Origin of the sequence: Streptomyces sp. NPDC052687 (genome assembly GCF_040678395.1) — a bacterium.
GTDB lineage: Bacteria > Actinomycetota > Actinomycetes > Streptomycetales > Streptomycetaceae > Streptomyces.
In genome coordinates, this window is record NZ_JBFATR010000037.1 from 25,695 (window position 1) to 38,889 (window position 13,195).

General features: G+C 71.8%; 7 protein-coding genes and 1 pseudogene. 4 read left to right on the top strand and 4 right to left on the bottom strand.

Translation table 11 applies throughout. The annotated features are described in order from the left end of the window. Window positions 1-72 precede the first annotated feature (72 nt). From AB0K92_RS24930 to AB0K92_RS24945, 4 genes are all read right to left on the bottom strand, one after another. Entirely contained in the window at window positions 73-2,100 is a 2,028-nt protein-coding gene (locus AB0K92_RS24930) for an ATP-dependent DNA helicase (protein ID WP_365926323.1), read from the bottom strand. Between the two features lie 219 nt (window positions 2,101-2,319). Beyond that, window positions 2,320-3,948, bottom strand: a complete 1,629-nt coding sequence (locus tag AB0K92_RS24935; RefSeq protein ID WP_365926271.1) for an MFS transporter — start codon at window positions 3,946-3,948, stop codon at window positions 2,320-2,322. Between the two features lie 330 nt (window positions 3,949-4,278). Beyond that, window positions 4,279-5,460, bottom strand: coding sequence for an alpha/beta fold hydrolase (locus AB0K92_RS24940; protein WP_365926273.1), 1,182 nt, complete (start codon window positions 5,458-5,460; stop codon window positions 4,279-4,281). Then, a complete protein-coding gene (locus tag AB0K92_RS24945; RefSeq protein WP_365926275.1) occupies window positions 5,370-8,528 on the bottom strand; it encodes an SDR family NAD(P)-dependent oxidoreductase in 3,159 nt (1,052 codons plus the stop codon). The genes AB0K92_RS24940 and AB0K92_RS24945 overlap by 91 nt, the downstream gene beginning before the upstream one ends. Before the next feature lie 8 nt (window positions 8,529-8,536). On the opposite strand from AB0K92_RS24945, the pseudogene AB0K92_RS24950 reads away from it, so the two are divergent. The 4 genes and pseudogenes from AB0K92_RS24950 to AB0K92_RS24965 all read left to right on the top strand — a co-directional run. After that, window positions 8,537-9,422: pseudogene (locus tag AB0K92_RS24950) on the top strand (DEAD/DEAH box helicase); the annotation flags it as partial. Between the two features lie 204 nt (window positions 9,423-9,626). Beyond that, window positions 9,627-9,869, top strand: coding sequence for a DUF5302 domain-containing protein (locus AB0K92_RS24955; RefSeq protein WP_166003078.1), 243 nt, complete (start codon window positions 9,627-9,629; stop codon window positions 9,867-9,869). A gap of 956 nt (window positions 9,870-10,825) precedes the next feature. After that, window positions 10,826-11,029 (top strand): cold-shock protein, encoded by a 204-nt coding sequence (locus AB0K92_RS24960; protein ID WP_133886446.1) that lies wholly within the window; start codon window positions 10,826-10,828, stop codon window positions 11,027-11,029. A gap of 344 nt (window positions 11,030-11,373) precedes the next feature. After that, on the top strand, window positions 11,374-12,870 hold the full coding sequence (locus tag AB0K92_RS24965) for a DEAD/DEAH box helicase (protein ID WP_365926278.1): 1,497 nt from the start codon (window positions 11,374-11,376) through the stop codon (window positions 12,868-12,870). The last annotated feature ends 325 nt before the right edge of the window (window positions 12,871-13,195 follow it).

Below are 13,195 nucleotides of genomic sequence, written 5' to 3' on the forward strand. Positions count from 1 at the left end.
CCCGCCCGCGGCGGCGTGGGCGGGCGCACGGCGGCGCGGGCGGGCGGGCGCGGCGGCGCGGGCGCCGAGTCGTCAGGCCGCCTGGACGGTGACGGTGCACAGGCGCTTGGTGGCCCGGGTCAGGGCCACGTACAAGTCCCTCTCACCGCCGGGGCGGGCCGCGATGATCTCGTCGGGGTCGGCGACCACGACCCCGTCGAACTCCAGGCCGCGCGCTTCGGACGCCGGCACGATGCGCGCCTGCTGCGCGATGCCCCGGGCCGTCAGCTCGCTCACCCTGCTGTCCGCGCAGATCACGCCCAGCAGCTCGCCCGGGTGCGCGGCGCTCTGGGCGCGCAGTTCCCGTTCGACGGCGGCGACCAGCCCGTCCGCGGGTGCGGTCACGGTGCGGGGGCTCTCACCGCTGCGCAGGGACCGCGTGGGCACCTGTTCCGGGGCGATCCGCGCGAGCAGGTCCCGGACGCTCTCCAGGATCTCCTGCGTGGTGCGGTAGCTGACGGTCAGGTTGTGCAGTCTGAACCGCGGCCCGACATGGGGGCTCAGGGCTTCCTTCCAGTCGCGTGCGGTCGTGACCGGGCCTGCCTGGGCGAAGTCACCCACCAGCGTCATCGCCCTGGCCGGGCAGCGGCGGACGATCATCCGCCACTGCATGGCGGTCAGTTCCTGCGCCTCGTCGACGACGACATGCCCGTACGTCCGCTCGGGAGCGCCGTCGACCAGGCCCGCCGCCTCGTCCAGCAACGGCACGTCGGCATCGGTCCACGGGTCGTCCGGTCCGCGCAGCAGAAGGGACCGCTCCTGCGCGGACAGGTGGGGGAGGTGCTCGGCGAGAGCGCCGGCGTCCGTCAGGAGCGCCCGCACGAGGTCACCGGGTACCAGCCGCGGCCACAGCGCCTCGACCGCTCGGTCGAAATCGGCGTCGTCGAGGAGGTCGGCCCGGATGGTGTCCAGGTCCAGTTCGTGGACCGGACCGGGGTCGGCCGCGCCCTCGGCACGACGCTGGGCGGCTCCCGTGAACCGGTCGAGGTTGATGCCCGTCATCCGTTCGGCATCGGCGTCGATCTGCTCCAGGAGGTCGCTCATGTCTCGTTGCATCGCGTCGGTGACCGTGTCGACCAGCAGCTCTTTGAACACCTCGCGCGCGGGGTTGTGCCCGGACACGGCCGCCAGTGCCGCCTTGCGCGCCGCGGCGACCTCCTCGTGGGGGAGGTGGATCCGCTCCTGTCCGACCCGCACGGTGAAGTCACCGGCGGGGGCCTGGTGGACGCGCAGCAGGCCGGCCAGCGCGTCAGCGAGGTCGGAACCGCCCTTCAGGCGCCCCGTGTCGAGCGGGCCCGTCGTGTCCGCGGACACTCCGGCCAGTTCCGGGAGGGTGGCGAGAACGACGTCGTTCTCGCCGAGCGAGGGAAGGACCTGGGAGATGTAGTCGAGGAACCGGGCGTTGGGGCCCACGACCAGGACACCCTCCTCCGCGGCGCGCGGGAACGCATACAGGACGTAGGCCGCGCGGTGCAGGGCGACCACCGTCTTGCCGGTGCCGGGCCCGCCCTGTACGACGGTCACCCCGCGGTGGGCGGAGCGGACGATCTGGTCCTGCTCGGCCTGCAGGGTGGCGACGGCCGCGTGCATTTTGCCCGTGCGCCGTGCCGACAGGGCCTCGGTCAGCGGGCCGTCCCCGACGACGTCCTCGTCGGTCGGCGCGGACCCGTCCAGGATCTCGTCGCTGACCGAGACGACCGTGCGCTCCTCCAGGCGCAGGTGGCGGCGGCGCCGCAGGTTCATCGGGTGGACCGGGGTCGCCTCGTAGAAGGGCCGGGCCGCGTTCGCGCGCCAGTCGACGAGCAACGGCAGGTCGTCCTCCTCCTTGTGCAGCCCGATCCGACCGATGCGCAGGGCCATGCCGTCCGCCCAGTCGATCCGCCCGAAGACCAGCCCTTTCTCGGCGCCCTCCAGCCGGCTGATTTCCTTGGTCAGACGCTCGGTGGCGATTTCTCGCTCGTATGCCGCGTCGGGACTGTCCGCCGGGGCCTTCAGCACACCGGCCCGCTGTTCCCGCGCCTCGGAAAGCCGCTCCGTGAGCACCTTGTACAGGCAGGACACATAATCCTGCTCCGCCGCAACCGCGCGCTCGGCAGGATCATTGATTGCCGACAACAGGGCTCCTTCGATTTCGAGCCGTACGGTCAACGTTCCCTGACCGATAATCCTTGACTTCTGTGGTGAAATTTGCCCCTGGCGTCCGGCGCACCATCGGTGACACCGCCCGGCGCACCCTCGCGAGCACCGCCCGCCGCGCCATCCGGGGCACCGCCCGGTCCATCAGGCGGTGGAGCGGGGCTCGGGGCTGCGGGCCTCTTCGTGGTGCGGTTCCGGGGCCGGGGCCGGACCCGTCGTCTCCCCGGTCTTCCCCTCGGTCTTCTCCGCCGTCTCCTCCCCGGTCTTCCTCCCGGTGGACAAGGCGATCACCAGCACGGCCGTGGCGAAGAGGGCGATGACCATGATCCAGACCGCGCCGACGTGCATGGCGTGGATGAACGCGTGATCGGCAGCCTGCGCGAGTGCGGGCCGGTCGAGGGTGCCGGCGACGTGCCGGGCCTGTTCCGCGGAGATCCCGGCGGTGTCCCGGTAGCCTTCCGGGACCTCGTTCAGCGAGGGTTCGATCGCGCTCCGATAGGCGATCGACATGATCGTGCCGCCCACCGCGATGCCGATGACACTGCCGACCTGCCGGGCCGTGCTGGTGACGGCCGACCCGGCACCGGACCGATCCAGCGGCAGGCTGCTGATCAGTGCCCCGGTCACGGGGGCCATCACCATGCCGACAGACAGGCCCTGCGCCAGCAGCAGGATCTCGATCCAGACGAGGGGGGAGTCCAGTTCGAGGAAGCCGACCGCGCCGAAGCTGAACGCGGCCACGGCGAGCGCCGGCACCGCGACGGGGCGCAGCGACCACCGGGCGACCAGACGTGCGCCCAGGGGCGCCCCCACGACAGCGCCGAGCGCGGTCGGAACGTTGGCCAGGCCGGCCTTCATCGGCGAGTAGCCCAGGGCGCCCTGCAGGTAGAAGGCGTTGTAGAAGGTGACGGCGGCCACGCAGAAGAACAGCAGCGCCATGGACGCGTTGCCGGCGCCGAACATCCGCTGGACGAGCATCCGGGGATCGAAGCCGGGCTCCTTGGCCCTCGCTTCGACGAACACGAAACCGGCCAGCAGGACGAGCCCGGCCGCGATGGGTGCCCAGACGTCCGGACGGCTCCAGGCGCCCACCTGCCCCGCGCGGATCAGGCCGTAGGTGAGCGCGGCGAGTCCGCTGATGGACAGCAGCATCCCGGAGGGGTTCAGCGGCCGCACCGTAGCGCTGCGGAAGTTGGGGACCAGCAGGACGATCCCGGCCAGTGCCAGCACGACGATGGGGACGTTGACGAGGAAGACCGAGCCCCACCAGAAGTGGTCGAGCAGGACTCCCGCCAGCACCGGACCCGCCGCCATGCCGACACCGGTGGACGTCGAGGAGATGGCGATGGCGGTCGCCCGCCCGGGGCCGGTGAAGGTCCACAGGAGGATGGCGAAGTTCGCGGGCATGATCAGTGCGGCGCCGACGCCCATCGCGGCCCGGGCGGCGATCAGCTGCCCGGCGTCGCCGGCGTACGCCGCCCAGATCGAGGCGCCGGCGAAGACCACCAGGCCGACCGCGAGCACGTTCCGGTGGCCGAAGCTGTCGCCCAGCGCGCCGGCGGTGAGCATCAAGGTGGCGAAGACCAGGGTGTAGGCGCCCGTGGCCCATTGCAGCTCGGCCGGGCTGGCGCCCAGCCCTTCGACCGGGTCGGCGAGGGTTTCGAGAGTAATGCCGAGGACGGTGTTGTCGAGCCAGATCAGCAGCGAACACACCATGAGAACGGCGAGGATCGACCGCTGCCGGGATTTGGGCAGCGTGGGGGGCGCGGTCATGAATACCTTTGGATATCGATCGGCAGAAACTCGAACGACGGGGACTATAAGCAGGTCCCACAAGGGTGTCAAGCTTATGAATTCCGTCAAGGCTCTTGCGATCGAACGAGGGTGTATGCCTCCGCCGGATTTGCGCTCCGAATCATTTTATGCCTCTGCCGAATTTGCCTTTCGGGGAATTCTGCCTCCGGGGTGGAGTTGCAATTGAGCGGGAATTCTGCCCTCGGGCACCTGACACCGCTGGAGGCGGCGTGATCGGCGGTCGGCCTCCCGCCGGGGGAGTGGTGACCCCGGGCGGGGACAACGGCCGGCCGCCGATCACGCGGATCGTCAACGGCCGCCGAGCGAGTCCAGCCGGCGGCCGAGGCGCGCGGCGGTCTCCGGCGCCCGTTCCTCGATGATCGAGAAGTGGTCCGCCTCGATGAACTCGGCCGGCCCCCGGTGCTGCCAGGCGGGGACGGGGGTGACGTCCCCGAAGCCGCTCAGCGTCACGGTGGCCCGCAGCTTCAGCGTCGGCGCGGCGATCGGCCTGGCCTCGCGCTCGGAGTAGATCCGCACCCAGCCGCCCATGGCGACCAGGCCGTGGTCGTCGACGGGGGTCAGTGCGTTGTCCCGGGACAGGATCTGCCCGAGCGCGTCGGTCAGCACCAGGCGGTTGAGTTCGGCATCCTCCGTGGAGTAGGTGTCGATCATCGCCGTGCCCGCGAGCTGCCGGCCGTCGTCCTCCAGCCGCCGGGTGACCGCATGAGCGAGGGCACCACCGATCGAGTATCCGATGAGCGCGACCGGGCCCCGGTCGAGCTGCGCCGCGACGGTCGCGGCGAGGCTCTCGATCGCCGCCTCCCAGGTCGCCGGCAGGTCGTCGCCCGCCCGCGTGCCGGGCAGCCGCAACGCGCTGACCTGCCGCTCGCCGCCCAGTTCGCGGGCCAGGCGGGCGAACTGGTGCGGGCCGGAGCCCGGCAGGAACGAGGGGACGCAGATCAGCGCCGGTTCCGCGGCACCGCGGGCCAGGAGCTGCGCGCCCGGGCGCCGCGCGGCGGCCTCCTCCACGGGATACGTGTTCATCAGCGCCCCGCTCGCGAGCAGCAGGGGCATCGTCCCGGCCAGCTCACCGCGGCGATGCGCCGCCGCCACCAGGCCGGTGACCGTGCCGCGCACCCCGGCCGGTGCCCGCTCGGCCACCCCGGCGCGGGACTCCTCGAGCCGCGCGCGCACCAGCTTCGCCACATCGGCGGCGGTCGGATGGTCGAAGACCAGCGTCGACGGCAGCGTCAACTCGGTCAGCCGGGCGAGGCGGTTGCGGAACTCGACGGCACCGAGGGAGTCGAAGCCCAGCTCGGTGAACGGCGCGTACGGGTCGATCGCGTCGCCGGACCGGTGGCCGAGGACCGCCGAGGCGAGGTCGCGGACCTCCCGCAGGATCACACCGTCACGGTCGCTCTCGGGCAGTGCGGCCAGCCGCCCCGCCAGGCCGGTCCCGGCACTCGCGTCGGCCGCGGGCACCCGGACCATGCCGCGCAGTACCGCCGCAGGGTGCCGCCGCGCGCCAGGCCGGTGAGCGCCGCCATGTCCAGCAGCGCCGTCACCGGATTGGCCCGGTCCGTCGCGAGGGCGGCGTCGAACAGCGCCATCCCGGACTCCGGGTCGATCGGCAACAGGCCGAGCCTGGAGCGGATCTGACGGGCGTACTGCTCGGCGCCGTCCCCGCTGAGGACGTCCGCCATGCCGACGGTCCACAGCCCCCAGGCCAGTGAGTGCGCCGGCAGGCCCGCGGTGCGCCGCATGTGTGCCAGCGCGTCCAACGCGCTGTTCGCGGCGGCGTAGTTGCCCTGCCCCTGTCCGCCGAGCAGCGGCGCCGCGGACGAGAACAGCACGAACGCCGACAGATCCATCCCGCGGGTCAGCTCGTGCAGGTGCAGTGCCGCGTCGACCTTCGGCGCCAGCACCCGGGCCGTCCGCTCGGGGGTGAGGGTGTCCAGCGTGCCGTCGTCCAGGACGCCCGCCGCGTGGATGACGGCGGTCAGCGGGGCGTCGGCGTCGATGCCGGCCAGCAGCGCCCGGACCGCGGAGCGGTCGGTGACGTCGCACGCCGCGACCCGGACGACCGCACCGAGGCCGGTCAGTTCGGCGACCAGTTCGGCGGCGCCGTCCGCGGCGGCACCGCGCCGCGACGCCAGCAGCAGCCGCCGTGCGCCGTGCGCCGTGACCATGTGCCGGGCGACGATCGCGCCGATGCCGCCGGTACCGCCGGTGATGAGCACGGTGCCCCCGTCCGACGACAGGGGCGCGCCCGGTCCGGCGGCGGGCAGCGGCCGCAGCCGCGGCGCCAGCAGTCGGCCCCCGCGCACGGCCAGCTGCGGTTCGTCGCGGGCCACGGCGTCGGTGAGCGACGCGATCGGCAGGGCGTCGCCGTCGTGGTCGATGAGCAGGAACCGGCCCGGATGCTCGGACTGCGCGCTGCGGACCAGGCCCGCGACGGCCGCCGAGGCCAGATCGCCTTCCTCGCCGGGCAGTCCGGCGGCCCTGCGCGTCACGATCGCCAGCCGGCCCGGGTGGCCGGCGGCTGTCCAGTCCTGCAGCAGGGCCAGCGTCTCCAGCACGCCGGCGTGGACGTCCTCGGCACCGGTTCCGCGGGGCGCCTGCCACACCACCGTGCCGGGAACATCGCCCAGCGCGGCGAGTTCCGCGAGATCGGCACAGCTCGCCAGGGGCCCGGGGGCCTCGACGGCCGCCGGGTCGCCGAGCACGACGACGCGCCCGGGGGCCGCCGCCGGTCCGGCGGGCACTGCCGGTCCGGTGGGTACGGCCGGTCCGGTGGGTACGGCCGATTCGGTGGGCACGGCCGTCCACTCCACGTCGAACAGCGGTGCCGCGCCGCGCAGCCGGGCCAGCGCCTGCCGTTCGATCGGGCGGGCCCGCACCGACTCCACGCTCAGCACCAGGGCACCGGTCGCGTCGACCGCGTCCACGCGGAAGGTGTCCGGTGGCGTACGGGCGATACGGGCGCGCAGGGCACTCGCGCCGGACCGGGCCAGCCGGACACCGTCGAAGGCGTACGGCAGGGGCACCCGGCCGTCGGACCCGCCCTCGGTGAGACGGCCGGCGGCCGCGTGGAACACCGCGTCCAGCAGGGCCGGATGCCGTCGGAAGGCGGTGGCGCCCGCCGCCGTGCCGGTGTCGAGCGCCAGGTCGACGAGGACGTCCTCCCCGCGCGACCAGGCGGCGCGCACCCCCTGGAACTCCGGGCCGTATCCGAGACCGAGGTCGCCGAGCGCGCGGTACACCTCCTGCCCGTCGACGGGATCGCCCGCGACCGGAGGCCACACCCGGGCCCAGTCCGGCGCTGCGGCCGCCGCGGCCGGTTCGGTCTGCGCGGTAGGCGGCGCGTCGGGCGCGAGCAGACCACGGGCGTGCAGCTCCCACGCGTCGTCGACGCGGGCGTGGACGGCCACGGTCCGGTGCCCGCCGGCGTCGGGCTCGCCCACGGCGAGCTGAAGGTCGGCGGCGCCGTCGGGCGGCAGGGCCAGCGGCGCCGCGAGCACCAGCTCCACCAGGCGCGGCACGCCGAGCCGGGCACCGGCGGCCAGCGCCAGTTCCACGAATCCGGTACCCGGCATCACGACGGTGCCGAGGACGGTGTGGTCGGCGAGCCAGGGGTGCGTGCGCGGCGAGAGCCGGCCGGTGAACAGCCACTCGTCCTTGCCGGCGAGCTGTACGCGGGTGTGCAGCAGCGGATGGCCGGCGGAGTCGGCGCCGGCGAGCACCGCCGCGGCCTCGGCGGGCCGCAGCCAGAAGCGTTCGTGCTGGAAGGGGTAGGTGGGCAGGGCGGTACGCGTCCGCCGTCGATCCCCGAAGCAGGCCGCCCAGCGCACCGGCCGGCCCGCGCAGTGGGCGGTGGCCAGGGCGGCGAGCAGCTGCTCGGGTGCGGCGACGGTGCGGCGGGACGCCGCGACCACCGACGCGCGCGCCGCGGGGTCCGCCGCCAGGGTGGCGCGGGTCAGGGCCGTCAGCACCGCGTCCGGGCCCACCTCCACGAACAGGCCGACACCCGAGTCGAGCAGTGACTCGACCGCCGGGGCGAAGCGCACCGCCTCGCGCACCTGCCGTACCCAGTACTCGGGACCGACCGGCGAAGCGCCGGCGAACGCCCCGGAGACCGTGGAGCACAGGGGTATGCGGGGCTCGTGATACGTCAACTCCGCGGCGACCTCCGCGAAGTCGGCCGGCATCGGGTCCATCAAGGCGGAGTGGAACGCGTGGCTCACCCGCAGCCTGCTCGTCTTGACGCCCTCGTCCGCCAGCCGGGCCTCCAGGCCGGCGATCGCCGCCGTCTCGCCGGAGAAGACCACGGAGTCGGGCGCGTTGACGGCCGCCAGTGAGACCGTGCCCGTGGTGAGCAGTTCTCGTGCCCGCTCTTCCGGTACGGCGGCGGCGAGCATGGCTCCGCCGGTGGGCAGGGCGCCCATCAGCCGGCCCCGGGCGGCGACGAGCCGGCAGGCGTCGGCCAGTGACCACACCCCGGCCACATGGGCCGCGGCCAGCTCACCGATGGAGTGCCCGGCCACCACGTCGGGGGTCACGCCGAACGACCGTGCTGGACGAGGCCGACCAGATGTGCGACTTGGGATTCCTGCAGCAGGTTGCCGACGTGCTCGACCAGGTGCACCCCGACGGTCAGCGGATGCTTTTCTCGGCCACTCTCGATCGCGACGTCGATCAGCTGGTCCGCCGCTACCTTCACGACCCCATCGTCCACTCGGTCGACCCGGCCGCGGGCACAGCCACGACGATGGAGCACCACGTTCTGGTCGTCCACGGCCCTGACCGCTACGCCGTCATCACGGAAATCGCCGCCCGCGACGACCGCGTACTGCTGTGGCTCGACACCAAGCACGCCGTCGACCAGCTCACCCGGCACATGCGGGCCGGCGGGGTGCACGCCGGGGCCCTGCACAGCGGCAAGTCCCAGCCACAGCGCACACGGACCCTGGCGCAGTTCAAGAACAGCCAGACCACCGTTCTGGTGGCGACCAATGTCGCGGCCCGTGGCCTGCACGTCGACGACCTCGATCTCGTGGTCGACGTCGACCCGCCCACCGATGCCAAGGACTATGTGCACCGGGCGGGCCGCACCGCCCGCGCCGGTGAGTCCGCCAGCGTGGTCACGCTCGTGCTGGCGGGCCAACGCCGTGAGACGAGCCGCATGATGGCCGGGGCCGGCATCGAGCCGACCGTCACCAAGGTGCGCTCGGGCGAGGCGGAGCTGAGCCGGATCACCGGCGCCAAGACTCCCTCCGGGATCCCGCTCGACGGCGGGCCCGCCGTCCCCCGACCCGAACACCAACGTTTCCTTCCGCGGCCTCGGCACCAGCAAGGGCACCTCCCGCGGCGCCGGCGGCAAGTCCCGAAAGGCCGGCGAGGCCCGCAAGCTCGCCGAGGCCCGCAAGGCCGCCCTCGTGCGTCGCAACGGCTGAGAGGCGTTGCCCTGGCAGCCTGGCCACGGGATCGACAACCCTCGGCCCGGCCCGAAGCCGTCCTGTGCGCCTCACCTACGAAGTCAACGCCTTGGCCACGAGAGGGATACCCGCCGAAACGGAGCAGGATGACGTTGCTGGCGCCTCGCACTGCGCCCAGCATGACAAGCTGTGCTTGCCCACCCCCGAACCCAGGAGGTCACCATGACCGCAGAGCCCGTATCTATGGAAGGTTCGGAGCCGGCTGCCCCCGAGACGTCCCCTCTGGAGCCGGACAGCGACGGCAACTACGACCTAAAGCGCAAGTTCCGCGAAGCCCTGGCGCGCAAGCGCGGTGCGCAGGCGGACGCCGCTGATATTGCCGCCAAGTCCGATGCGTCGAAGGTGCGTTCGGCGCACGGCCCGGCTGCGAGCCAGCGGTCGTTCAGGCGCAAGAGCGGCGGCTGAGTCGATGAGTCCCGTGATCTGACCGCTTCAGCGGGATCGCGCTGTCCACTCGCGCGTCCCGTCCAGTGGCCCGCGACGTGCGCATGTCCGTGCGCGCGTCGCGGGGCGGGCGTAGCCGGCGGACTCGCCTGGGGGAATGGCCCAGACGCGGTTGGCTCGGGTCGGTGGCGCCGCCGAACTGGGATTCCGGGATGAGAGCACAGCCTTGTCCGAGGGTACGCGGCCAGTGTCGCGCGCCTTGCGTGCCCCTGTACCGCTGTGACATAGGACTGCGGCTGCCGTCAGTTCCTCGCCGTCCCGGCCTGAGGCTCGTACGGCGGGCCACAGCACCGTCTCTTCCACGAAGGCATGGCTGAAGAGCAGCTGCATCGCCTGCTTCAGAACGCGTTCCCGCTGGTGAAGGTCGTCGAGGGTCAGGTACTGATCCGTCAGCCGCCGCTTTCTCGTGCTCACGGCGTTGCCGCACCAGGATGCTGCTGTTTCCACCGAGCTGATCGACGGTCTGGTCCTTGATGACCTTCGATATGGCCGCTCCCCTGCGTGCGCTGGAGACGGGCCGTGACGCTTGCCGGAGCCACCCTGATCTCCACGCCCGCCCGCACCATACTCAGGGGGAGCAGCCCTCGGGCTGGGCGCGCCCCCAATGCTTTCCGAAACGTTGCGCTCCGGCTGGGTCGATATCTGTGCCCGCGAGCTAAGATTTCAACGGACCAAGCGGATAGATTCTCTGCCGCATTACGTGGAGTGGGAGCATTCATCGTGCACAGGCCGCTTCGGCGTGCTACTGTCGATCTCAGTTGCAGTTGTGGTTCCCAAAACTTCAAGTGCCCTCCGGGCGGCGCCTGTGCCACTGGAAGCGCTTTTGTTATCCGGTCTTTTTCCGGCGGGGTGATCATGCGGCGACACGGGATCCGTGCAGTGCGGATCCCGATGCACTGCCCCAAAGGAGAAAAGACATGGCTAGTGGTACCGTGAAGTGGTTCAACGCGGAAAAGGGCTTCGGCTTCATCGAGCAGGACGGTGGCGGCGCTGATGTGTTCGCCCACTACTCGAACATTGCCGCCCAGGGCTTCCGCGAGCTGCTGGAAGGCCAGAAGGTGACCTTCGACATCGCGCAGGGCCAGAAGGGCCCGACGGCCGAGAACATCGTTCTCGCCTGACGCTGACTGTCGCGTACTTTTAGCTGGGGCCCGCGTCCTTCGGGGTGCGGGCCCCAGCTACTCGCATTTTCCGCGGTGGTTTCGCCTGCGGACGACAACCAGGAAACCCGTAGGCTCACCGTATACGGGGCATCCGTCAGGGGTGTACGCATCCCTTCATAGCTTCATCGCGGCGGACGCCCGAACATTGCGTCCGCTTCGCGCCACTCATTCCAGCTCCTGTGCCGCGCGAATTTTTCGTCGGTCAGATTCGCTGTCGCATTCCACCGGTCCATTCTTGCAATTCTCTGTGCTGCATCGCTGCGGGAATTCCTTGATATGTGCCGCATCGAGGAAGGTTCCGCATGAACCGCACACGCACGAACGACCGCTTCGCCCGCACCCGTAACGGCAGTACCGACTCCGGCAGGGGCGGCAGCCGATTCGGTTCGTCGGCCAGGAGCCGCTCCGGCGGGCCGAGCCGTTCCGGGGGTTACGGCCGTCGGCCCGCCGCGGTCCAGGGGGAGTTCGCGCTGCCCAGGACGATCACTCCCGCGCTCCCCGCCGTGGAGGGATTCGCCGATCTCGACATGCCCGGGGCACTGCTGGGCGCGCTCGGCTCGCAAGGCGTGACCGTACCCTTCCCGATCCAGGCCGCGACCCTGCCGAACTCCCTCGCCGGCCGGGACGTACTGGGCCGCGGCCGCACCGGCTCCGGCAAGACCCTAGCCTTCGGGCTGGCGCTGCTGGCCCGTACGGCCGGGCAGCGCGCCGAGGCCAGGCAGCCACTGGGGCTGATCCTCGTACCCACGCGTGAGCTGGCGCAGCAGGTCACCGACGCGCTCGCCCCGTACGCCCGCTCCGTGAGGTTGCGGCTGGCCACGGTGGTGGGCGGAATGCCGATCGGCAGGCAGGCGCGCGCGCTGCGCGGTGGCGCCGAGGTCGTCGTCGCCACGCCGGGACGCCTCAAAGATCTCATCGACCGCGGTGACTGCCGACTGAACCAGGTTTCCATCACCGTCCTCGACGAGGCCGACCAGATGGCCGACATGGGCTTCATGCCGCAGGTCACCGCCCTTCTCGATCAGGTCCGCCCCGAAGGCCAGCGCATGCTGTTCTCCGCCACTCTCGACCGCAACGTCGACCTGCTCGTGCGCCGCTACCTCAGCGACCCCGTCGTGCACTCCGTCGACCCCTCGGCCGGCGCGGTCACGACGATGGAGCACCACGTGCTCCATGTTCACGGCGCTGACAAGCACACGGCCACCACCCAGATCGCCGCACGCGACGGCCGCGTGATCCTTTTCCTCGACACCAAGCACGCCGTCGACGGCCTCACCGAACACCTCCTCAGCAGCGGGGTGCGGGCCGCCGCCCTGCACGGCGGGAAGTCGCAGCCGCAGCGCACCCGCACGCTGGCACAGTTCAAGAGCGGGCACGTCAACGTACTGGTGGCGACCAATGTCGCGGCGCGCGGCATCCATGTCGACAGCCTCGACCTCGTCGTCAACGTCGACCCGCCGACCGACCACAAGGACTACCTCCACCGTGGCGGCCGTACCGCTCGCGCAGGAGAATCCGGCAGTGTCGTCACCCTGGTCACCCCCAACCAGCGCCGCGGCATGACGCGCCTCATGGCAGCGGCTGGCATCGTCCCGCAGACCACCCAGGTCCGCATCGGCGAGGAGGCCCTGCACCGCATCACCGGCGCCCAGGTGCCCTCCGGCATCCCGGTCGTCATCACCGCACCGGTGGTCGAACGCCCCATGAAGCGCGGCGCCACCTCACGCGGCCGACGCCGCCCCGTCTCGGCGGCCCGCCAAGCGCCCGTACGGCAGTCCACCGCCGGTGCGGCGGCATAGATCCTTCGTGTCAGGAAGCCCGCCCACCTTCGCAGGAGGCACCCTTGACGCTGGGCCAGACGCAGTTCCGCTCAACACGTACCAACGCCGTGCAGTCGGCGGCCGATCCCGCGGACGCGGCTGGACCGCAGGTCTGGGAGGACATGACCGTGGAGGTGGCACTGTCCGTGATGGCCGCCGCCCGTACAGGTCACTCGGCTTCCGGACTCTGCGACCAGTGCCGCCATGGCATGGGTATTGTCTTCAGCTTCACGTCCCATGTGCAGACCTCGGTGATCAGGTCGGCGGCGAGGGCGTGTCGGGTGGTTTCGGCGGGGCCGACAGG